Annotated in this window: 21 protein-coding genes; 12 read left to right on the forward strand and 9 right to left on the reverse strand. The window is 62.7% G+C overall.

Annotated elements, in window-relative coordinates; all coding sequences use genetic code 11:
* The first annotated feature begins 9 nt into the window (after positions 1 to 9).
* From IVB07_RS18145 to fabZ, 7 genes are all read left to right on the forward strand, one after another.
* Positions 10 to 768 (forward strand): isoprenyl transferase, encoded by a 759-nt coding sequence (locus tag IVB07_RS18145; protein WP_007610887.1) that lies wholly within the window; start codon positions 10 to 12, stop codon positions 766 to 768.
* Positions 765 to 1,607 carry a phosphatidate cytidylyltransferase gene (locus IVB07_RS18150; RefSeq protein ID WP_026232863.1) on the forward strand — a complete coding sequence of 281 codons (843 nt, stop codon included), beginning with the start codon at positions 765 to 767 and terminating at the stop codon, positions 1,605 to 1,607. Before IVB07_RS18145 ends, IVB07_RS18150 begins: the two co-directional genes overlap by 4 nt.
* A gap of 4 nt (positions 1,608 to 1,611) precedes the next feature.
* Positions 1,612 to 2,835, forward strand: a complete 1,224-nt coding sequence (gene dxr / locus IVB07_RS18155; protein ID WP_018455038.1) for a 1-deoxy-D-xylulose-5-phosphate reductoisomerase — start codon at positions 1,612 to 1,614, stop codon at positions 2,833 to 2,835.
* A 44-nt stretch (positions 2,836 to 2,879) separates the two neighbouring features.
* The gene (gene rseP / locus IVB07_RS18160; protein ID WP_018455037.1) at positions 2,880 to 4,031 is read left to right on the forward strand and encodes an RIP metalloprotease RseP; all 1,152 of its coding nucleotides are present in this window, start codon (positions 2,880 to 2,882) and stop codon (positions 4,029 to 4,031) included.
* Positions 4,032 to 4,218: 187 nt separating this feature from the next.
* Positions 4,219 to 6,774, forward strand: a complete 2,556-nt coding sequence (gene bamA / locus IVB07_RS18165; protein ID WP_026232862.1) for an outer membrane protein assembly factor BamA — start codon at positions 4,219 to 4,221, stop codon at positions 6,772 to 6,774.
* Between the two features lie 125 nt (positions 6,775 to 6,899).
* Positions 6,900 to 7,967, forward strand: coding sequence for a UDP-3-O-(3-hydroxymyristoyl)glucosamine N-acyltransferase (gene lpxD, locus IVB07_RS18170; RefSeq protein WP_018455035.1), 1,068 nt, complete (start codon positions 6,900 to 6,902; stop codon positions 7,965 to 7,967).
* Positions 7,964 to 8,425 carry a 3-hydroxyacyl-ACP dehydratase FabZ gene (gene fabZ / locus IVB07_RS18175; protein ID WP_007610868.1) on the forward strand — a complete coding sequence of 154 codons (462 nt, stop codon included), beginning with the start codon at positions 7,964 to 7,966 and terminating at the stop codon, positions 8,423 to 8,425. Before lpxD ends, fabZ begins: the two co-directional genes overlap by 4 nt.
* A 6-nt stretch (positions 8,426 to 8,431) precedes the next feature.
* Here the strand turns inward: fabZ and IVB07_RS18180 are convergent, their stop codons facing one another.
* Positions 8,432 to 8,776, reverse strand: coding sequence for a KTSC domain-containing protein (locus IVB07_RS18180; RefSeq protein WP_085353277.1), 345 nt, complete (start codon positions 8,774 to 8,776; stop codon positions 8,432 to 8,434).
* A 175-nt stretch (positions 8,777 to 8,951) separates the two neighbouring features.
* Between IVB07_RS18180 and lpxA the strand changes: the two genes are divergently transcribed.
* The 4 genes from lpxA to IVB07_RS18200 all read left to right on the forward strand — a co-directional run bounded on the left by lpxA (position 8,952) and on the right by IVB07_RS18200 (position 13,684).
* A complete protein-coding gene (gene lpxA / locus IVB07_RS18185) occupies positions 8,952 to 9,743 on the forward strand; it encodes an acyl-ACP--UDP-N-acetylglucosamine O-acyltransferase (RefSeq protein WP_247298534.1) in 792 nt (263 codons plus the stop codon).
* 19 nt (positions 9,744 to 9,762) lie between these two features.
* Positions 9,763 to 10,620 carry a UDP-2,3-diacylglucosamine diphosphatase LpxI gene (lpxI, locus tag IVB07_RS18190; protein WP_039799320.1) on the forward strand — a complete coding sequence of 286 codons (858 nt, stop codon included), beginning with the start codon at positions 9,763 to 9,765 and terminating at the stop codon, positions 10,618 to 10,620.
* Positions 10,617 to 11,816, forward strand: a complete 1,200-nt coding sequence (gene lpxB / locus IVB07_RS18195; RefSeq protein ID WP_247336816.1) for a lipid-A-disaccharide synthase — start codon at positions 10,617 to 10,619, stop codon at positions 11,814 to 11,816. The genes lpxI and lpxB overlap by 4 nt, the downstream gene beginning before the upstream one ends.
* 1,694 nt (positions 11,817 to 13,510) lie before the next feature.
* Entirely contained in the window at positions 13,511 to 13,684 is a 174-nt protein-coding gene (locus tag IVB07_RS18200; protein ID WP_164988493.1) for a hypothetical protein, read from the forward strand.
* Positions 13,685 to 13,886: 202 nt separating this feature from the next.
* Here IVB07_RS18200 and IVB07_RS18205 read toward each other — a convergent pair whose 3' ends face one another.
* From IVB07_RS18205 to IVB07_RS18215, 3 genes are all read right to left on the reverse strand, one after another.
* Complete coding sequence (locus tag IVB07_RS18205) at positions 13,887 to 14,291, reverse strand: hypothetical protein (protein ID WP_247336813.1); 405 nt, start codon at positions 14,289 to 14,291, stop codon at positions 13,887 to 13,889.
* Positions 14,292 to 14,620: 329 nt separating this feature from the next.
* A complete protein-coding gene (locus tag IVB07_RS18210; protein ID WP_247336810.1) occupies positions 14,621 to 14,794 on the reverse strand; it encodes a hypothetical protein in 174 nt (57 codons plus the stop codon).
* Positions 14,795 to 15,258: 464 nt separating this feature from the next.
* Entirely contained in the window at positions 15,259 to 15,666 is a 408-nt protein-coding gene (locus IVB07_RS18215) for a hypothetical protein (RefSeq protein ID WP_085357631.1), read from the reverse strand.
* Between the two features lie 645 nt (positions 15,667 to 16,311).
* On the opposite strand from IVB07_RS18215, the gene IVB07_RS18220 reads away from it, so the two are divergent.
* The gene (locus IVB07_RS18220) at positions 16,312 to 17,244 is read left to right on the forward strand and encodes an ABC transporter substrate-binding protein (protein ID WP_247397107.1); all 933 of its coding nucleotides are present in this window, start codon (positions 16,312 to 16,314) and stop codon (positions 17,242 to 17,244) included.
* Between the two features lie 121 nt (positions 17,245 to 17,365).
* Here IVB07_RS18220 and IVB07_RS18225 read toward each other — a convergent pair whose 3' ends face one another.
* Genes IVB07_RS18225 through IVB07_RS18245 form a run of 5 tightly spaced genes read right to left on the reverse strand, consistent with a single transcriptional unit; the run spans position 17,366 to position 22,306 of the window.
* Entirely contained in the window at positions 17,366 to 18,133 is a 768-nt protein-coding gene (locus IVB07_RS18225; protein WP_247336804.1) for an SDR family oxidoreductase, read from the reverse strand.
* Positions 18,130 to 19,239, reverse strand: a complete 1,110-nt coding sequence (locus tag IVB07_RS18230; RefSeq protein WP_247362619.1) for an ATP-binding cassette domain-containing protein — start codon at positions 19,237 to 19,239, stop codon at positions 18,130 to 18,132. Before IVB07_RS18230 ends, IVB07_RS18225 begins: the two co-directional genes overlap by 4 nt.
* Before the next feature lie 10 nt (positions 19,240 to 19,249).
* Entirely contained in the window at positions 19,250 to 20,107 is an 858-nt protein-coding gene (locus IVB07_RS18235) for a carbohydrate ABC transporter permease (protein ID WP_018458097.1), read from the reverse strand.
* Positions 20,100 to 21,023 carry a sugar ABC transporter permease gene (locus IVB07_RS18240; protein WP_085362119.1) on the reverse strand — a complete coding sequence of 308 codons (924 nt, stop codon included), beginning with the start codon at positions 21,021 to 21,023 and terminating at the stop codon, positions 20,100 to 20,102. The genes IVB07_RS18235 and IVB07_RS18240 overlap by 8 nt, the downstream gene beginning before the upstream one ends.
* Entirely contained in the window at positions 21,020 to 22,306 is a 1,287-nt protein-coding gene (locus IVB07_RS18245) for an ABC transporter substrate-binding protein (RefSeq protein ID WP_085353258.1), read from the reverse strand. The genes IVB07_RS18240 and IVB07_RS18245 overlap by 4 nt, the downstream gene beginning before the upstream one ends.
* Positions 22,307 to 22,345 lie beyond the last annotated feature (39 nt).

Consider the following 22,345-nt stretch of genomic DNA (forward strand, 5'->3'; position numbering starts at 1 on the left):
GGCAGCCTCATGTCCAACGCCGCCGCGCCCGCAACGGAAGGACCAGATCGGTCCGATGCGCCTGCGCATGTCGCCATCATCATGGATGGCAACGGACGTTGGGCGGCCGCGCGCGGCTTGCCACGGGCGGAGGGCCATCGCCGCGGCGTGGAGGCCCTGCGTCGCGTGGTTCGGGCGTCGCATGAGCTTGGCATCCGCTATCTCACCATCTTCTCCTTCAGCTCGGAAAACTGGTCGCGTCCGGCGAGCGAGATCGGCGATCTGTTCGGCCTGTTACGCCGCTTCATCCGCAACGATCTGGCGAGCCTGCATCGCGACGGCGTCAAGGTACGCATCATCGGCGAGCGGGACGGGCTGGAGGGCGACATCTGCGCACTTCTCAATGAGGCGGAGGAACTGACGCGCGATAACACGCGCCTCACGCTCGTCGTCGCCTTCAATTACGGCTCCCGGCAGGAGATCGCGAAGGCGGCGCAGAAGCTCGCGCGGGAAGTCGCCGAGGGCCGGCGCAGTCCCGACACGATCGATGCCGAGACACTGGGGGCGCATCTCGACGCGCCCGACATTCCCGATCCCGATCTCATCATCCGCACCAGTGGCGAGCAGCGCCTGTCCAACTTCCTGATGTGGCAGGCCGCCTATAGCGAGCTTGTCTTCGTGCCGATTCACTGGCCCGATTTCGACAAGGCGGCGCTGGAAGGCGCAATCGCCGAATTCGCCAGGCGCGAGCGCCGTTTCGGCGGCCTGGTCGCGAAAACCGCCTCGTGAGCGAGCCCAACTCCGCACCGGCCGGCTCTCAGCCTGCCCCGAGCAATCTCGTGATGCGAATCCTCGCGGCGCTGGTGCTGGCGCCGCTCGCCATTGCGCTCGCTTATGCCGGCGGCTGGCTGTGGGCGCTTCTCGTCACCCTGGTGTCGATCGGACTGTTCGCGGAATGGCTGATGGTGGTTGGCGCAGGCTCGACCGCGCTGACCGGGGCGGGGACGATCGTCATCGCCGCGATGGGCTTGTGCGTTGCCTTCGGCGCGCTGAAGACCGCAATCATCACCGGCCTGATTGGCGGGGCGGTCGTGACGGTGATCGCGCGGGGCAAGTTCGTCTGGGCGGCCTCCGGATTTGCCTATGCGTCGGCGGCGCTACTCGCCTCGATCCTGCTGCGGAAGGATCTCGTGAACGGCTTCGCCGCGCTGATGTTCGTGCTGCTCGTGGTGTGGGCGACCGATATCGGCGGCTATTTCGCCGGCCGCGGCATCGGCGGACCGAAGCTGTGGCCGCGCGTGAGCCCGAAGAAGACCTGGTCAGGGGCGCTCGGCGGCTTTGCCGCGAGCCTTTTGGTCGCGGTCGCCTTTGCCGCTTGCGGGGTTGGAAAGATAGTTCCATTGCTGCTCGTCAGCGCGGTCCTCTCAATCGTGTCGGCCTGCGGCGATCTGTTCGAATCCGCGGTCAAGCGGCGCTTCGACGTCAAGGATTCCAGTCACTTAATTCCGGGCCACGGCGGGCTATTGGACCGTCTGGACGGTTTTGTCGCCGCCATCCTGGTGGCATGGATTATCGGCTTCCTCCGCCATGGTGTGCATAGCGCCGGAAGCGGTCTTATGGTTTGGTGAACATATGAGCGCGGTCCCATTGCGTAACAACAAGGCTGCGGCATCGAGCGTCCGCAGCGTCACGGTTCTCGGCGCCACCGGCTCGATCGGCGACAGCACGATGGATCTGCTGCGCGCCTCTCCCGAGCGCTACCGTGTCGAGGCGCTGACGGCAAACAGCAATGTCGAGGCGCTGGCAAAGCTCGCGAAGGAGTTCTCCGCGCGCTTCGTCGCGATCGCCGACATCACCAAGTTTGCCGAACTCAAGGCTGCGCTCGCGGGCACCGGCACCGAATGCGGCGCCGGCGAAAGCGCGGTGATCGAGGCCGGCGCGCGTCCGGCCGATTGGGTGATGGCCGCCGTGAGTGGCGCCGCCGGACTGAAGCCGGCGCTGGCGGCGGTCGATCGCGGCGCGCATGTCGCGCTCGCCAACAAGGAATGTCTCGTCTGCGCTGGTGATTTCTTCATGCAGCGCGCGGCGAAAGCGGGCGCCTGCATCCTGCCTGCGGATTCCGAGCACAATGCGTTGTTCCAGGCGCTCGCCTCGGGCAATCGCGACGAGCTCGTCCGTGTCATCATCACGGCCTCCGGCGGCCCCTTCCGCACCTGGAAGCCTGCCGACATCGAGCAGGCGACACTCGCGCAAGCCCTGAAGCATCCGAACTGGAGCATGGGCCAGAAGATCACGATCGATTCCGCCTCGATGATGAACAAGGGGCTCGAGGTGATCGAGGCCTCCTATCTGTTCGCGCTCTCGCCCGACGAGATCGACGTCCTCGTTCATCCGCAGTCGATCATCCACGGCATGGTCGAGTTCTCCGATCGCTCGGTCGTGGCCCAGCTCGGCTCACCCGACATGCGCACGCCGATCGCGCATTGCCTCGGCTGGCCCGACCGTATCAAGGGTCCGGCCGCCAAGCTCGATCTGGCCAAGATCGGCCAGTTGACCTTCGAGGCGCCGGATTTCGAGCGCTTCCCCGGGCTGCGCCTGGCCTTCGATTCTCTCCGGACCGGGAAGGGGGCGACCACGGTCTACAACGCCGCCAACGAGGTCGCGGTCGCCGCCTTCATCGCCGGCAAGATCCGGTTCGGGGCGATTGCCAGGCTGGTGGAGGAGACGCTGGATGACTGGGTCCGCAGCGGGAACCAGGCGCCGCTGACGTCAGCGGACGATGCAATCGCTGTTGACCATGTTGCGCGAAATAGGGCTGCCGCCCTATTGCCTCAAATTGCCTTAAAGGCATCCTAGATGGTTCGGGGCCAGGGCCTTGCGGCACTGGATGAGGGAATTCGATGATCGACTTTTTCGTCCATAGTTTCAATACGTTGAGCCATGGGCTCCTTGGCTACGCGGTTCCCTTCCTGTTCGTCCTGACCATCGTCGTGTTCTTCCATGAGCTCGGCCATTTCCTGGTCGCGCGCTGGGCACGCGTTCGTGTGTTAACTTTTTCGCTCGGTTTCGGACCTGAGCTGGTCGGTTTCAACGACCGCCATGGCACCCGCTGGAAGATCTCGGCGATCCCGCTCGGCGGCTACGTCAAGTTTTTCGGCGACGAGAGCGAGGCTTCGACGCCGTCGTCCGAGAAGCTTGCGGCCATGACGGCCGAGGAGCGCGCCGGCAGCTTCCATCACAAGAAGGTCGGCCCGCGCGCCGCCATCGTTGCCGCCGGACCGATCGCCAATTTCATCCTGGGCGCGCTGATCTTCGCCGGCATGGCGCTGTATTACGGCAAGCCGAGCACGATTGCGCGCGTCGACGGTGTCGTCGCCGATGGCGCTGCGGCGGCAGCCGGCTTCAAGATCGGCGACGTCGTCGTCCAGATCGACGGCAAGCCGATCGAAAGCTTTGCCGACATGCAGCGCATGGTTGCGATGAATGCTGGTTCGCCGCTTGCCTTCCAGGTCAAGCGCGACGGTTCCATCGTGTCGCTGACCGCGACGCCGGCGCTGCTCGAGCGCAAGGATCCCTTCGGCAACAGCCACCGTCTCGGCGTGCTCGGCGTCGAACACAAGTCTCAGGCCGGGGAGGCCTCGACGTCGCCGGTCGGCGTCGGCGAAGCGCTCAAGATCGGGGTGGAGCAGGTCTGGTTCATCATCACCAGCACCTTCAAGTTCCTGGGCTCGTTGTTCGTCGGGAACGGCAATCCGAACGAGGTCAGCGGCGTGCTCGGCATTGCCAAGATGTCGGGGCAGGCGGCCAGCGCCGGGTTCCAGTTCGTGATCAACCTCTGCGCGGTGCTGTCGGTGTCGATCGGCCTGCTGAATCTGTTCCCGATCCCACTGCTCGATGGCGGTCACCTTATGTTCTATGCGGCGGAGGTCGCCCGTGGTCGGCCCCTGTCCGAGCGGACCCAGGAGATGGGGTTCCGAATCGGGCTTGGCTTGGTGCTGATGTTGATGGTGTTTGCGACCTATAACGACATCCTGCGAATGGCCGCATCCTGATAGGGGCTTTTTTGTGGCGTTGCCCGGGCGTTGCTCTTGGGCAACGTCTTGGAATGAAAATGAAATTACGGCGCGCTCGACCGTTTGCGGCGTCGGTGAAATTGTCTACAAGCGGCTTGAACTTGGGGAATCTCCAGACCGGCGTTGGGGTTGGGTCTGGTACGGAATGATAAGGGCGCGTTGCGCAATGAAGTTTGGACTGCGACTCCGGGGGGGCTTGCTCGCAACCCTGATCATGTTCGGCGCGCCGGTGCTTGCCCCGGTTGGGGCTGCCTTTGTGTCTTCGTCTGCGCTTGCTCAGACCGTGCAGTCGATTTCCGTCGAAGGAAATCGCCGGGTCGAGGTGGAGACGATCCGCTCCTACTTCAAGCCGGGTCCCGGCGGTCGCCTGGATCAGGGTGCCATCGACGATGGCCTCAAGGCGTTGATCGAGACCGGCCTGTTCCAGGACGTCAGGATCAACCGCGGGGCCGGTGGCCAGATCGTCGTCTCCGTGGTGGAAAACCCGGTGATCGGCCGCATTGCCTTCGAGGGCAACAAGAAGATCAAGGACGAGCAGCTCACCGGTGAAGTCCAGTCCAAGGCGCGCGGCACCTTCTCCCGCGCCATGGTGCAGTCCGACACCCTGCGAATCGCAGAAATCTATCGCCGCTCCGGCCGTTACGACGTTCGCGTCACGCCTGAAATCATCGAGCAGCCGAACAACCGCGTCGATCTCGTCTTCACGGTCGAGGAGGGCGCCAAGACCGGCGTCAAGTCGATCGAGTTCGTCGGCAACAACGCGTACTCGTCCTACCGCCTGCGCGACGTCATCAAGACGCACGAATCCAACCTGCTGAGCTTCCTCGCCAGCAGCGACATCTACGATCCCGATCGGGTCGAGGCCGACCGCGACCTGATCCGCCGCTTCTATCTCAAGAACGGTTTCGCCGACGTCCAGGTCGTCGCCGCGCTCACCGAATACGATCCGGAGAAGAAGGGTTTCAACGTTACCTTCAAGATCGAGGAGGGCTCGCAATACCGGGTCGGCTCGATCGACTTCCGCTCCAGCATTCCCAACTTCGATCCCACCTCGATGCGCAACTATTCGCGCGTCAATGTCGGCTCGCTCTACAACGTCGAATCGGTCGAGAAGTCGGTCGAGGAGATGCAGATCGAGGCCTCGCGTCGCGGTTACGCCTTCGCCGTGGTCCGTCCCGGCGGCGACCGCAATTTCGAGGCGCACACCGTGTCGGTCGTGTTCAACATCGACGAGGGTCCGCGCACCTATATCGAGCGCATCAACCTTCGCGGCAACACCCGCACGCGCGACTACGTGATTCGTCGCGAGTTCGACGTCTCCGAGGGCGATGCCTACAACCGCGCGCTGGTCGACCGTGCCGAGCGCCGCTTGAAGAACCTCGACTATTTCAAGAGCGTGAAGATCACGACGGAGCCCGGCTCGTCGAGCGACCGCGTGATCCTGCTCGTGGACATGGAAGAGAAATCGACCGGCGACTTCTCGGTCTCGGGTGGTTATTCCACCACCGACGGCGCGCTGGCCGAAGTCTCGGTTTCCGAACGCAATTTGCTCGGCCGCGGCCTGTTCGCCAAGGCGGCGGTGACCTACGGCCAGTATGCCCGCGGCTACTCGCTGTCGTTCGTCGAACCCTATCTGCTCGACTACCGGGTCGCGCTGGGTCTCGACCTCTATCAGCGTGAGCAGAGGTCCAACAGCTACATCTCCTACGGCACCAAGACGCTCGGCTTCTCGCCGCGCCTCGGTTTCTCCCTGCGTGAAGATCTGTCGCTGCAGGTGCGCTACTCGATCTACCGGCAGGAAATCACGCTGCCGTCGTACCTCGCGAACTGTAACAACAACCAGTTCCTTGCCGACGGTGTCACTCCGAATCCGGCATTCAATCCAAGCCCGGCTTTCTCCGCGGCGAGTGGTATTCCTCTGGCTCCCTCGACCAACGGCCTCGGCTGCTACAGCGACGGCGAGGCCTCGCTGCCGGTCCGCAAGGAGCTTGCCAACGGCAAGACCCTGACCTCGGCGCTCGGCTACACGCTGACCTACAACACGCTCGACAACAACAAGAACCCCACCGACGGTCTGCTGGTCGATTTCCGGCAGGACTTCGCCGGCGTCGGCGGCGACGTCTCCTATCTGAAGACTGTGGTTGACGCGAAGTACTACACTCCGCTGGTCTCCGATATCGTCGGTCTCGTTCGCCTCCAGGGCGGCATGCTGAACAAGATGGGCAGCGATCTGCGCATGCTCGATCATTTCCAGATGGGCCCGAACCTCGTCCGCGGCTTTGCCCCGAACGGCATCGGACCGCGCGATTTGAACCCCTTCGGTACGCAGGACGCGCTTGGCGGCACCAAGTATTGGGGTGCTTCGCTCGAATTGCAGATGCCGTTCTGGTTCCTGCCGAAGGAAGTGGGTCTGAAGGGCGCCGTCTACGCCGACGCCGGCGGACTGTTCGACTATCAGGGACCGACGACGTGGTCGGTGACCAACGAACTGACCACGACCAAGAATTCGAGCTGCACGCCGTCGACCGTCAATCCCGCTTCGGCTGGAACCTGCACCGGCCTGGTGTATGACAATGGCAATGCGGTCCGGTCGTCGGTCGGCGTCGGCTTGATCTGGGCCTCGCCGTTCGGTCCGCTGCGCTTCGACTACGCCGTGCCGCTGACCAAGGGCAAGAACGACCGTACGCAGGAGTTCCGGTTCGGCGGCGGCACCTCGTTCTAATTCGAACAGCACGGCACGATCCGGACCACCGGAGCCGGTTTCCGAAAGGGATCGTGCCAATCCAGGAGATGAGGCATGATGCGGCTTGGCCGCTTCATGCCGAAGCCGGACCGCGACGGGGTGGAATGGCGCAGCCGACCTTCTTCACACAGCCGCCCGCCTCAGCGCTGGCTGACATCGCCACGCTGACCAAGGCGGAGTTGGTCGATCCCGCCAGGGGCGGCCAAATCATCAGGGGTCTTGCTTCGCTCGACGAAGCCGGCCCGATGCACCTGACGTTCTTCGACAATCTCAAATATGCCGATGAGCTCAAGGCGACCAAGGCCGGTGCTTGCCTGGTGAGCCCACGCTTCGAGGCGCGGGTGCCCGCGCATGTCGCCGTGCTGCGGGCGCCACAGCCGTTCCGCGCCTTCGTCAGGATCGCGCGGGAGTGGCATGGCGACGCGCTCCGGCCGCAATCCTGGACCGGCAACGACGGCATCGCGCCGTCGGCCATCATCGACCCCACCGCCAGGCTCGAGGACGGCGTGATCGTCGATCCCTTGGCCGTGATCGGCCCTGACGTGGAGATCGGCAGCGGCACGGTGATCGGTGTGGGGGCCGTGATCGGCCCCGGCGTCAAGATCGGCCGGGACTGCAATGTCGGCGCACGCACCGCCATCCAGTGCGCGCTGATCGGCAACGACGTGCTGATCCACCCCGGTTGTTCGATCGGCCAGGACGGCTACGGCTTCATCTTCTTCGGCCCCGAGGGCCATCTGAAGGTGCCCCAGACCGGCCGCGTGCTGATTCAGAACAACGTGGAGGTCGGCGCCGGCACCACCATCGATCGGGGCTCCTTGCGCGACACCGTGATCGGGGAAGGGACCAAAATCGACAATCAGGTCCAGATCGGCCACAATGTGACCATTGGCCGGCACTGCCTGCTGGCAGCCCAGATCGGCCTTGCCGGCAGCCTCACCCTCGGCGACAACGTGGCGCTGGGAGCGAAGGTGGGCATCAACAATCACGTCAAGATCGGGGATGGAGCTCAGGTGACTGCCATGAGCGGCGTCAAGGACGACGTTCCTCCCAACGGACGTTGGGGTGGTTTTTTCGCCAAGCCGGCCAGGCAGTGGTTCAAGGAAATTTTGGCGGTCGAGCGCTTGGCGCGCGACAGCAAGGCCGATCCGAAGCAGGAGGAACGGGAGTGACGGACGAAGCACCGGTCAGGTTCGAGCTTGTGGACATCAACATGATCCTGCAAACGCTCCCGCACCGTTTTCCGATGCTGCTGATCGATCGCGTGATCAACATCCGCACCGATTACAGCGGCATCGGCATCAAGAATGTCACCTTCAACGAACCGCCGTTCCAGGGCCACTTTCCCGATCGCCCGGTCTATCCCGGCGTCATGATGATCGAAGCGATGGCGCAGACCGCGGGTGTGATCGGCATCAAGTCGGTCGAAGGCACCGAGAAGCCGCGCGCGGTCTATTTCCTCACCATCGACAAGTGCAAGTTCCGCAAGCCTGTGCTGCCCGGCGATACCATCGAATACCACATGCGCTCGATCGGCCGCCGCAAGGCCATGTGGTGGTTTCACGGCGACGCCAAGGTCAACGGCCAGGTGGTTGCGGAGGCCGACGTCGGCGCCATGCTGACCGACTGAGCGGGATCAACTTCTCTGGATGCGCTCGCGCGCAGGACACGCGTACCGGCCGCCGCTGACCTCGCGCTTGATGTTCTGGTTGAAGAACTGTCCCATGGACGGTGCGCCCAGCAGGCGCTCGACCGTGTCGACCGGTACGCCGCAATAGCGGTCATAAACGCCTTCAACGGCCACGACGAGGGCCTGCTGCGCACGGTCGTAACAGACCCGCTGAAGCACCGTGCTGCGGCTGATGTCGCGGCACTCGAACGTCGCGAGGTCGATGGGGCGGTGTTCGGCGGTCTCGATCGTCTCGGAGACGATCGGCGCCGCGGCGAACTGTGCGAGGAGAAGTGCTAGGGCCCTGACCACGATACCTGAAGCTCCGCGTGAACTTGTTGATGACCCGGGAAGGCTGCCTCATCCGGCACTTGAAACACGGAGAGATCATACGTCACTGGACAGATCGGGCATAGTCGCGCTAACCAGCGGAAAACCGAGCGACTTCAACACCTAATCAGACCTTCTTGATGAGTCAGATTGCTTGATGAGTAAGATTGACCCCACCGCACGGATCGCGGACGGCGCCGTGATCGGCGAGGGCACCGAGATCGGCCCCTTCTGCATCATCGGCCCGCATGTCGCGATCGGCAATAACTGCAAGCTGATCGGACAGGTCACCGTCATCGGCCACACCTCGATCGGAGATGGCTGCGTGATCTCGCCGTTCGCGGTGCTGGGCGGGGCGCCCCAGGATCTCAGCTACAAGGGCGAGCCCACGAAGCTTGAGATCGGCTCGGGCTGCACCATCCGCGAAGGTGCGACCATGAATGTCGGCACCATCAAGGGCGGTGGCCTGACGCGCGTCGGCAACGACGGCTATTTCATGAACAACAGTCATGTCGGGCATGACTGCATGGTCGGCAACAACGTGATCTTCGCAACCTCGGCGACGCTCGGCGGCCATTGCGAGATCGGTGACGCCGTCTATATCGGCGGCCTGTCCGCAGTGCATCAGTTCACCCGCATCGGCCCCTATGTGATGGTTGGCGGTGTCTGCGGCGTGCGCGACGACGTCATCCCGTATGGGCTGGTCAACGGCCAATATGCGGTGCTCGAAGGCCTCAACCTGATCGGCATGAAGCGGCGCAAGTTCACCAAGCAGCGGCTTGTGACCGTGCGCGCGTTCTACCAGAAACTCTTCCGTGGCCCCGCTACCTTTGCCGAACGCCTGGAGGCGGCGCGGCCGCTCGCCGGTGGAGATCCGGCGATCGGCGAAATCCTCGACTTCATCGGCAAGGGCAAGCGCCCGCTCTGTCTTCCCGCCATCGCGAAGTGATGATGGAATGGCCCCGGGCATGACATCGGCGGCTTCGGAAATTTCATCGCCGGTCGGCGTCGTCGCTGGCGGCGGCGCGATGCCGTTCGCGGTTGCCGACTCGCTCGCCGCCCGCGGCATCACGCCGGTGTTGTTTCCGCTTCGGGGAGCCTGCGATCCCGCGCGGGTAGAGAAATTCCGTCATCGCTGGATCTCGGTCGGCCAGCTCGGCCGCGCCATGCGGCTGTTTCGCGAGGAGGGCTGCCGCGACCTGATTTTCATCGGCACGCTGGTGCGACCTTCGCTCTCGGAGGTCCGGGTCGACTTCACGACGCTTCGGCTGCTCGGCAATGTCATCCGCGCCTTCCGCGGCGGCGACGATCATTTGTTGTCCGGCGTCGGGCGCATTCTCGAGCAGGGCGGCTTTCGCATGGTCGGCATCAAGGATGTCGCGCCCGATCTGCTGATGCCCGAGGGCTGCATCAGCCGCGCCTGGCCGAGCGACACCGGCAAGACCGACATCGAGCGCGGACGCGCGGTGCTGACCGCCCTCGGTCCGTTCGACATCGGCCAGGCCGCGGTCGTGATCGACGGCCATGTGGTGGCGGTCGAGGATATCGAGGGCACCGATGCACTGCTCGCGCGCGTGGAACGGCTGCGCGAAGAGGGCCGCATCCGCGCCGCCACCGGGCGGGGCGTGCTGGTGAAGGTCCCAAAGAGCGGGCAGGATCTGCGCTTCGACCTGCCGACGATCGGCCCGCGCACCCTCGAGGGCGTCGCCGCCGCAGGGCTGGCCGGGATCGCCGTCGTTGCCGGCAACACCATCGCCGCCGAGCCGCAGGCAATGATCGCACTCGCCGACGCAAAATATCTCTTCGTCATCGGCCTGCCGGCGTGATGCAGGGTCGCGATCCCAAGCGCAAGATCTTCCTGATCGCCACGGAGGAATCCGGCGACCGGCTCGGCAGCGCCTTGATGAAGGTGCTGCGCCAGCGCCTCGGCGACGGCGTGCAGTTCGTGGGCGTCGGCGGCCACACCATGGCGCGCCAGGGGCTCGAGACGCTGTTTCCGATCGAGCAGCTCTCGATCGTCGGCTTCGCCGCGGTCGTGCAGCAATTGCCGAAGATCCTGCGGCTGATCCGCGAGACCGCGGAGGCAGTGACCGAAGCCGCGCCGGACGCGCTCGTCATCATCGACAGCCCCGATTTCACCCACCGTGTCGCCCGCCGCGTGCGGACGCGCAATCCGGCGATCCCGATCGTCGACTACGTCTCGCCACAGCTCTGGGCCTGGCGGCCGGGACGGGCGCGGACCATGCTCGGCTATGTCGACCATGTGCTCGGCCTGTTGCCATTCGAGCCGGAGGAATACCGCAAGCTCGGCGGGCCGCCATGCAGCTATGTCGGCCATCCCCTGATCGAGCAATTGCCCTCGCTGCGGCCGAACGCGGAGGAGCAGGCGCGCCGCGACGGCGAGCCGCCGGTCTTGCTGGTGTTGCCCGGCAGCCGCCGCAGCGAGATCAGGCACCATCTCGACGTGTTCGGCGCGACGCTCGGCCGATTGCAGACCGAAGGCCGCGCGTTCGAGCTGATGCTGCCGACCATGCCGCATCTCGAAACCACCATCCGCGAAGGCATCGCGAACTGGCTGGTCAAGCCTCAAATCGTGGTCGGCGAGAACGAGAAGCGCGCTGCCTTCCGCATCGCGCGCGCGGCACTGGCAAAATCCGGCACGGTGACGCTGGAGCTCGCGCTATCGGGCATTCCGATGGTGACGGCCTATCGCGTCGGCGCGATCGAAGCCTTCATCCTGCGCCGCGCGATCCGTGTCTCCTCGGTGATCCTCGCCAATCTCGTGATCGGCAAGGATGTCATCCCGGAGTTCCTGCAGGAAGACTGCACGCCGGAGAAGCTGGCGCCCGCGCTCTCGGAGCTTCTGACCGATTCACCGCTGCGCCGGCAGCAGGTGGAAGCATTCGCCCAGCTCGATACGATCATGTCGACAGGCAACAGATCGCCGAGCGTGCTCGCAGCCGACATCGTGCTGGCGACGATACGCAAGGGTAGGCGGGCGAGCCCGGACGCGTACTCCTAAACTCTTGGCTTACGAGAGCAAAGCGGAAGCCTCTCACGTTGAGCGCGATCGGGCGGCTGGTGGCCTGAGACATCGGCCTCACGATGTGGTATCCGAAAGCCGATGCAGGAGCCAAGCTTCGTGACTTGTGTTCTCAGACCGCCGAGACTTGAAGAACTACCAACGCTCTCGGCTTTGTGTCTTAGGTCCAAAGCTGTATGGGGTTACGGCAACGACTTCATGGACGCGTGTCGGGGTGAACTCACTATCGAACCATACGAACTGCAATCTAGTTCGATTGCGGTGGCGGAAGAGCACGGCAAGATTGTCGGCGTCGCCCAAGTCCAGGTCACTGGAAGCGAGGCTGATTTGTTGAAGTTGTTCGTTGACCCGACGATGCTTCGTAATGGTGTAGGAATGAAGCTGTTTCATTGAGCCACCAGCGAAGCAACAGCCATGGGCGCTCATCGTATGGTGATCGAAGCGGACCCAGATGCTGCACCTTTCTATCGACGAATGGGCGCGAAAGACTGCGGCTTCGCTCCCTCCGGCTCATTACGCGGCAGGATGCTTCCCAAGCTGGTTACGGAGCTGGGATCAATATGAGGTGCATGTCGGCTCCTGGCCCATCGGCGAAGTAGCAGCGCACCGGGTGAGGTCCGATCAGTGAGGCATGGCGGACCAGATTTTCTCACGTTGAGTTCTTCGCATTTTGACCCAAAGCGGATTCCAGCGCATCGAGCTCCCTCTGAGGGAGTGGGCACCGTGTTCTTTAACCTAGCCAAATGCAGGAACCGGCCGGCTTGCTCCCAATTCCGCTATGGACGATTCGACATTTGCCCAGTTTCAGACTACGCGGGAGGACAGTCGCAGGTTGCGCGACGAGGCCCGCACGCTTCGCGCCGCCTTGAGAAAACAACGTGAACTTCTCCGCCTTGCACGCGCCGAAGCGGCAATGGCCCGGGCTGAGTTGATCGCGAAGCGAGCAGACCAGCTCCCCTGAAGAGAACGATCGATCTGGATCAAAACCGCCTGCCACCGTGCGCATGATGTGATGTCCATGAACGATAAGCCTGCGCCCAAGCCAGAAGTGAAGCCCCCGAGAGCCCGACGGCGCATCATCGAAAAGTATGCCGCCGGCCTCAGCGAATTGATCAGGAAGCTCCGCCAGAAGCTGGACTCCTGAAGGTCGGGGAACAGCCTGCAGGCGTCATAAAGCCGCAACGACCGAACTTCGCCAGCGAGCCCGCATTGTCAGAAAGGCTCCACCCCAAAATCTCTTTCTAAGTTGTGCTTCGGCCAAGTGTTTTGAGAGGCTTTTCTCGCATTCTATTAAGGGTCATCATGCGTGTCCCGCCCATCCAAAGTTCGTATATTGCAGCATTGTCGAAACTGCACGAGCAGCAATTAGAACGGCTGCGCATCGATCCAGAGATCGAAAAGCAATATGACGAAATCCGTCAACTGAGGGAAAGACTAAGATTAGCCCTCAGCCGGAAGAAGCTCCGCCCGCCGCTCTCAGCACACGAGTAGTCTCGCAATCTGTCGCTGGCCAAACGGACCTGATGCATCGATGCTCGCTCCAGAGGAGTGCGTATTCGGTTGCAGTTCCTCCAGATGTGGCGCACTACCGATTATCGCCGGCCAAAGGCTTGTCCGTAGGCGTCGGTGCCTGAGAGATGATTTGCGCTCCCGCCTAGACGGGAGCGATCATCATGGCCCAGCCCTTCAGCAGTGAAACGCTAGAACTCTTCGATCGAGCGCAACGAGCGATCGATACCTCGATCCGGCTTCGCCAAGAACGCCGCGATGCGATCCGAAAAGCCCAAAAGTACCAGCTCGAGTTTGAACTGCGGATGAGCCAAGAGCGTTGGCGCTCGATCTCCTGAGGGGATTGGACTGCACCCGTCCTCGTGCGGCGAGGCTTGAGCTGCTCATTTGGCATTCCCGCTTGTGGCCCATCAGCGAAGTGGCGAACCGTCTCATTGAGGTCAGCTTCGTGGGTGGAAGCGGACTGGTTTTGCTCAGGCCGGGTTCTTCGCACCTTGACCCATGGCGGACTACGGGTGCTATTGATTGCCCAACGACGGATCATCCTTCCGGTCCGGGAATGAAGCAGCGCCACAAAGGAATCATTCTTCCTTCGGCGTAGGACGGCCACCACCAAACCAGCGCCCTGCCGCTGAGGTTCTGCCGGTTGAGCACGACAGAGTTTGGCACGTTAAACCATTGCCCGGGTTCGCTTGGGCGCTGCGGATTTTTCAGAAGGACTCTATAGCCGCTTTTTGCCACATCCCACTCGGCTTCCGCGTGTTGGCCGTCCCCTCCATCACAGCACGGCTCACCTGCCTTATTCTTGAGACTTTTGAACCAAGCGTTCAGTTCTGGCCCGATCGGATCATGTGAATAGGCTGTGCTGATGCCGAAAAAATTGACCGCATACAGGGCTACGATCAACCGATAAAAATGCACCGGGCGTCCACTGGAACTGGTCATGGAAACCTCCGTTTCCCTGCCCATTTGCGTGGGTCATCGGAATTGCGCCAAGGTTCAATCGGAAAGTGCATGCCGTTAGAGATGCCGATCACTACCTCGGCACGGCTTTACCTTTGGCGACCGAGTCAATTTCGCCTCTTGGCCCTTAGCCGAAGGTCAATTGAGCGCGTGTCATGCCGGCTGTCAGGGGCAAACCGGACCTCGATCCAACTTGACGTCCACCGCTGCTTTTGGACCCAACCCGGACATAGCTTGCACCGGAGACAAGTAGCCGTTTTGGGTGTCCGGTAAGGCCGCCGCCTCGCCGGACCGATTAAGCTTCGACCGCTTTAGTTGAATGTTTGTAGTCTCAATTTGAGCGATCCGTCGGCTTGGCGTTCGAAGACATGCGTCGCTAAACCACTGAAGGGAGACGGCTTGCCCTCCTTGTCCTTACCCGTGGCGCTCCACTTGGCTGTGCCGAAGACAACCTTATCGTCTCCGCCGGCGTCGATCATCTCCAACTTGTGATCCGTCACACCGCTCGCGAAGAGTCCGGCAAAGAATTTTCTCGATCTCAGCCGGACCCGACGCGACCTGATGTGTGGGTGGCATCAATTTTGCCGTCGCAACATAGGAGGCGCCGATGGCTTTCTCGTCGTGCTTATTGAATGCGGCATCCCAAGCGGCGTAAGCCTTCTCCACGTCGCCCTTGGCGTCCGCGGCCAACGAAATTCCCGGCGCACCGAGCAGACAAATGACTAGTGCTGATGTTAGAGCCAACTTCATAGGATACTCCTCTGTAGGATAACGCCTTCCCGATTGATTAGATCATCACTCCGGTCGTCTGCCGCAGCTGCGGTCCGCCAGTATGACGACACCGTCGCCGGTCGCGTGGCGGCCATTGGTTCATTGCGGAAACCGACGCGATCGGCACCGTCGCGTGCGTCATTCGCTCCCACAATCGATTACTTACGAAGAACGAGCCTTAAGCCTTCAGGTCGGTGATCCGCATAATCGCGACCACGTTCCCATCATTGAACGCCTGCTCCTTTGTGTCCTTGTTGCAGGTCCAGACAAAATTCTTCTTGCCGGTAAAGGTCTTTTCGTCCTGCTCAAGCCGAAGCTCTCCTTCGGTGATATGGCAGACCATGGCATTCATCATCGGGGGCCCCATGGTCTTCGATCCCGGCTGCATGATGATGTCGCGCATTGAGACGGTCTTAAAACCCGGGATCAGCGATGGTGTCTCGCTATCATACTCACGCACCACCACACCTGGCCACGGAGTTGTGTCCTTGTAGCCCGTCGTTTGAGCGGCGGCGGGCTTTATCATGGCCGCCGAAGCCGCTGCCAACCCGAATGTCAATGCAGACCTTCGATCGATCTTGCTCATCGCTTTTCTCCCTGGGTTACTGCAACAAGCCGCCGCAAAAGCTGCGCGCGTGGAAATGTGGAGTCGTGGTGAGAAACCGAAAAGGGGCGGTCTCATAGGGTAGCGCACCTGCCGATAGCGCTAGCACTTCTCGTTGGTCCCGAACGGCGACTTCGGCACATCCCGCTTCTAGGGCAACCACATTCTACGAGACTGGTGCACCCGTAGAAATGGGTGTTTCGCCCCAAGAGGCATAATGCCTCAGCTTGTTTAGGGCCCGGAGAATCGTACTCGCTTTCGGCACCTTCACACGGCGCCCGACTGAATACGCAAGTCAGTGTCGCTGACTGGTCCTACGGTGTGTGCGTGCTGGTCGCCGGGCATATTTCGCGGAGGCCCTGAGAAAGTGATGTAGTCGGCTGCTTTTGGAGAAGTACGCGCACGATAAGGCATGACTTCTAACCAATCCAGTGGTGCGATTACGTGGCAACCTTGGCGCTCGTTTATAGGATATCGGCACGTGACCCGAAGTTGCCGCTGCGCCGATCCCCTGCATCTCCCAGCTGTGAGTGCACCAACTATCGAGACGTGATACTCTGTGTTCGATCGTCCTCGGGCTCCGATGAGGATCGAATGAAGCGGCGGGAGTTCATAGCAGGCAGTGCAATGCTGCTCGTTTCGCCACGGCGTTTGCGGGCCCAGGGCACGCCTCGCCGGATCGGTCTCTTGGGCGGATTCCTAGATTCTCAGGGTCGCAACGCGTGGCGCAGTGGTTTGCGCGAGAAGGGCTGGATCGAGGGCAGGAACCTGCTCGTTGAATATCGTTTTGCCGAAACTCCGGATCGCTTGTCAACCCTAGCTGCGGAGTTGGTGACGCTAACTCCCGATCTGGTAATTGCCCTCGGGCCGTCACCAGCCCTTGCCCTTAAATCGGCAACTGCCACCATTCCGATTGTATTCGTGGTTGTCGCCGATCCCGTGGGGCTCGGCCTCATCCAAAGCCTCGCGCGTCCAGGCGGTAACATGACCGGTCTCGCGAGCTGGGTGCCGGGAGATTGGACCGCCAAACAAATAGAAATCCTCCAGGAACTGGTTCCTGGCGCGTCGAAAATTGCGCTCTTGGTCAATCCGAGCAACCCCATGCACAGGCTGATGGTAGCCGAGGAGGCACCAAGCGCAGCCCGGAAGTTGGGCGTGGCTCTGCCGATAGTTGAGGCGACCGCGGACGAGGAGCTTGATATCGCCTTTGCCTCGGCTGCCGCCCAGCACGCCGATGCAATCATTGTCTTTGGCGATGTTCTTATCATTCGCCAAGCCCCACGAGTTATCGCGCTCGCGGCCAAACATCATCTGCCCGCGATGCATTTCTTCCGACAATTCGCGGATGGCGGATTAGTCGTCTACGGCCCGGATATTTTCGATCTATTGCGTCGTGCTGGCGGCTACGTCGATAAGATCCTCAAAGGCATCAAGCCCCCCGAGTTGCCGGTCGAGCAGCCGACCAGATTCGAGTTGGTGATCAACATGAAGACGGCCAGGGCGCTCGGCTTAACAGTGCCGCCTTCACTACTCATTCGCGCTGACGAGGTGATTGAATAGAGCTATCTCGCTGCGATGCAGGAGTCCGTTCATGGCCCAACTCCGACTCAAGGTGAGGTGGGCTCACGCGGCTGCTCTCGGAGACGGAGCGGACCTCTACGACAGCAGCTCGGATCACGCTCTAGCCGAGACCAGCGTCGACCTGAAAACACTGCCGCGTGATGCGCTGGCTGTCGTCCGAGGCGAGGAAAAGCGCCATGTTGGCGATGTCGTCGGGCGTCACCGCGTCGGGAATGGCCTGACGCGTGCGCAGCTCGGCGATCACCTGGTCGTCCGGGTACCACAGCCGGCGCTGACGCTCCGTGATCACCATCCCCGGCGCTATCGCGTTGACGCGGATGCGGTCGGGCCCGAGCGACCGGGCCAGGGAGTTGGTGAAGCCGACGATCGCGGCCTTTGCCGCGGCGTAGACAGGCAGCCCCGGCGCGCCGCGCATCCAGGCAATCGACGACATGTTGATGATCGAACCGCTGCCGTGCGCCTGCATCTGCGGCACCACCGCTTGCGCGGCAAAGAAGACGTGCTTGAGGTTGACGCCGATCATCCAGTCGAATTCGGCCGGCGTCACCTCGGCCAGCACCTGACGCTGATCATTGGCGGCGTTGTTGACGAGGACCGCGGCATCGCCAAGCGATCCCCGGACCTGCGCCATGGCGCCGCGCAAGGCGTCGATGTCGAGGAGATCGCACGGCACGAACAAGGGTACGGTCCCGGCCGCGGCCTTCACTTCCGCGACCAGCGCCCGGCCGGCTGCTTCATCGAGATCCAGGAACGCGACGCGTGCCCCTTGCGCCGCGAACGCCCGCACGAAGGCGGCACCGATGCCGCTGGCGCCACCGGTGATCAACACCACGCGGTCCCTAAGGCCGGCATAGCTCGTTCTTGTCATGCGATCAGTCGCTCCGTCTCGGGGTCGAACAGGCAGATGCGACGCGTGTCGAGCGCGAACGGGGCGGCGGCGCCCGGTGTGGGGCGGATGTCCGGCGTGATGCGCGCCAGCGCAGGCTCGCCGCCAAGCCGCAGCAGCACGATCGTTTCGGCTCCCGTCGGCTCGACCATCTCCACCGGCGCGGTGACGACGACGGGCGGATCGGCGGAGAACACGCGGCTGCCCTCGGCGAGGCATTCCGGCCTGATCCCGACCACCACGTCACGGCCGACGAAAGGGGCCGCCGCGTCGTATTGACGAAGGCGGAGGCGGACCTCGTCCGGCCGTCCCGCGCCGATCACGACCACCGGCCCGCCGGCATCGGCCTCCAGCCGTGCCGGCATCGTGTTCATCGGCGGCGAGCCCATGAAGCGGGCCACGAACAGATTGGCGGGATAGCGATACACGGTATCCGGGTCGGCACACTGCTGCACCACGCCGCGATGCATCACGGCAATGCGCGTCGCCATCGTCATCGCCTCGATCTGATCGTGTGTGACATAGACGATGGTGGCGCCGATGCGCTGGTGCAGCCGCTTGATCTCCATCCGCATCTCGACGCGCAGCTTGGCGTCGAGATTGGAGAGCGGCTCGTCGAACAGGAAGAGCAGGGGATCGCGCACCAGCGCCCGGCCCATCGCCACACGCTGGCGCTGGCCGCCGGAGAGCTGCGAGGGCTTGCGGCCGAGCAGCGGCTCGATCTGGAGCAGCCTGGCCACATTCGCCAGCGCCTTTTCCTGCTCGGCCTTCGGGACGTGACGGCATTCCATGCCGAAGGTGATGTTCTGGCGCACCGTCATCGACGGATAGAGCGCGTAGGACTGGAACACCATCGCGATGTCGCGGTCCTTCGGCGGAATGTCGTTGACGATACGTCCGCCGATTTCCACGGTGCCTGCGCTCGGGAGGTCGAGCCCAGCGATGATGTTGAGCAGCGTGGACTTGCCGCAGCCGGATGGGCCAACGAGCACGGTGAATTCACCGCTCTCGATGTCGAGATCGATGCCCTTCAGCACCTCCAGATTGGCGTAGCGCTTGGACAGGGAGCGAATGCTTAGGGCTGCCATGACAATCCGATCATTTCACGGCCCCGGCGGTGAGGCCGCGCACGAAATACTTGCCGCCGATCAGATAGATCAGCAGGGTCGGCAGGGCGGCGATCATCACCGCCGCGCTCTGCACGCCATGCTGCGGGATGTCCGCGACTGCTGCGGATAGCGCGATCAGCGCGGCGGTGACGGGCTGTTGCTGACCAGTCGTGAATGTCACGCCGTAGAGAAATTCGTTCCAGATATGCGTGAACTGCCAGATCACGGTGACGACCAGAATAGGCGGCGAGAGCGGCAGGATGATGCGCCAGAAAATACGAAAGAACCCTGCGCCATCGATGCGCGCAGCTCTTATCAGATCCTGCGGGATGGCAGTGTAGTAGTTTCGGCAGAACAAGACCGTAAAGGAGAGTCCCTGGATCGTGTGGATCACGACCAGGCCCGTTAGCGTGTTCATCAGGCCCGTATCGCGCAACACGATGGTCCAGGGAAGCAAGCGCATCTGCTGGGGAAGGAAGAGGCCGAGGGTCACGATGCCGTAGATCCAGTTATCGCCGCGAAAACGCCAGAGCGACACGGCGTAACCGGCGACAGCACCGAGCAGGGTCGAGAAAATCGTCGCGGGAATCGTGACGAGCGCGGAGTTCAGCATGTACGGCCGGATGCCGGCGCAGGTCTCGGCGACGCAGAAACCGCTCCAGGCCGCGGCGTAGTTGCTCCATGCCCATTGCTTCGGCCAGCCGATCATCGACGCCTGCGCGATCTCCTCGTTGGTGCGGAGCGAGTTCAGCACGACAACAACCAATGGCGCGAGCCATGCTGCAGCGATCAGCGAGACGACGAGATAGATCAGAATCCGGCTTGGCGCGATGGTTCGCTCACGCATGGATCGCCCGCCGCCGCTGGACATAACGCCACGCTGCATAGGGCAGCAAAACCGCAAGAAGAATGAGCAACATGAGCACTGCCGCCGCCGCTCCGCGTCCGAGCAGGCTGCGCTGGAACATCAGGTCATAGACGACGAGGGCCGGCAGCTGGGTGGCGATCCCGGGTCCGCCATTGGTGAGCGCGCGGACGAGGTCGAAGGTCGAAATCGCGAACTGCAGCTGGATGACGATGACGGTGATGGTGATCGGCCAAAGGGTCGGCAGGATGACACGCCGGTACATTCGGATCGGTCCGGCGCCGTCGATCTGCGCGGCCTTGATCAGGTCGGCGTCGACGGAGCGAAGGCCGGCGAGGAACAGCGCCATGGCGAAACCGGACGATTGCCAGATCGCAGCGATGACAATGGTCCAAATGGCCATGTCGCGGTCGATCAGCCAGTCGAACCGGAAGGAGGTCCAGCCGAGGTCGCGGACCAGCTTCTGGATCCCGAGGCCGGGATTGAGCAGCCAACTCCAGACCGTGCCGGTGACCACGAATGACACCGCCAGAGGATAGAGGAAGATGGACCGCAGCAGATTCTCGCCGCGAATGCGCTGATCGAGCAGGATCGCAAGGATGAGACCGGTCGCCAGGCTCAGCAACACGAAGGCGCTGCCAAACAGCAGCAGATTGTCCAAGGCAATCTGCCAGTTCCGCGATGCGGCGACCGCAGAATAGTTGCGCAAGCCGACCCAGCCCGAGACCGGGACCAGAGTGGACGGCGTGAACGATATCCAGATCGTCCACAGCGTAAACGCAATGAGATGCGCGGCGGACAACAGCAGCGGCACCCAGATCGTCAGATATTCAGGCAGCCGGCGTACCCAGCCAGAGGCCGCCGGCCGGCCCGGTGTTGTCGAGACGGCGATCGTCAACGTGAGCTCTCGACGGCTTCGGCGAGGCGTATGGCCGCTTGCTCCGGCTTGATCGTCTTGTTCTTCACGTACTCCGTGATCACGTCGATCATCGCTGCGGTCATGCCGTTTTCCTGCGCCATGTTGTGCGCAAGGCTGAGGACGGCCTGATTGCTGGCAATCGCGTCTTTCAGGGCTGCTGCGGTCCGCCGTTGCCCGTCCGACCAGCCTTCGCCGGAGAGATCGACATCGGTGCGCACGGGGATCGATCCCGTGATCTGCGAATACATAGTCTGGATCGCCGGATCCATGACGAGCTGGGCCATCAGCGTCTGGCCGGCCTGCAGGTCGGGCTCCTTGCGCTGCCAGAATATGAAGGCATCGGCATTCAACAGGAAGACCGGCTTGCTATTGTCGCTCGGGCCCGGGGCGATGATGAAGTCCTCGAACTTGAAGCCGGCGTTGCGCAAGACGCCCTGCGCCCACCCGCCCATGATCATCATCCCCATGTCGCCGTCGACAAAGCGCTTCAAGTTGGTCGAAAAGTGCTGGGCGCCGACGTTGGGGTCCATCCAGTCGGCAATCTTGCGCACCTGTACGAAGGCAGCCTTTATCTCGGGGCCCTCCAGGGCCTTCTTGTCGAGATTCATGATGGCTGCGCGGTAAGCGGTGGGGCTGATGCCCGCCAAAGCGGCCTCGAATTTCTGGCCGTCGTCCGGGCGGGTGCCACCGTTGGCGATGGGATAGGGGACGCCGCCTGCTTTCATCTTCTCGGCGAGGTCGTTGAACTCAGCCCATGTGACGGGGACCTTGTCGGCCTTGGCCTTGTCCATCGCGCGTTTGGAGAGAAACAGCATGTTGGTGCTGTAGATCTGCAACGGCAGTGCAATCCACTTGCCCCCCGGCTTGTGCAATTTTGCAAGATCCGGAGCGACAACCTTTTCGTAGCCGGCGGCAGCGACGACGGCATCGAGATCGACGGTTGGGGCAATCTTGGACCAGGCCGCGATCTCGGGACCTTTGAGCTGCGAGCAGGCCGGCGGATCGCCGGCCATGATCTGGGCACGCAGCTTGTTCATCATCTCGGTGGTGAAGCCGGGGACGGGCGAGTGCTGCCAAACCCCGCCTTTCTCCTCGAATTTCTTGCCGAGTGCCGTGATGGCCGCCCCATCGCTACCTGCGGACCATTGCGAGATCGCAGTCAGACGCGGCTTGATCGCGCCTTGCGCGCGGGCGAATGCCGGCAGCGCGAGCGCGGCCGCAGATCCGGCGAGCAGTTGGCGCCTTGTTGTCGTGATCGGCATGGCAATTTCCTCCCGGTGTGAACTCTTTCGCGCGAGAGC

It is taken from the genome of Bradyrhizobium sp. 172 (assembly GCF_023101065.1).
Taxonomy (GTDB): domain Bacteria; phylum Pseudomonadota; class Alphaproteobacteria; order Rhizobiales; family Xanthobacteraceae; genus Bradyrhizobium; species Bradyrhizobium canariense_D.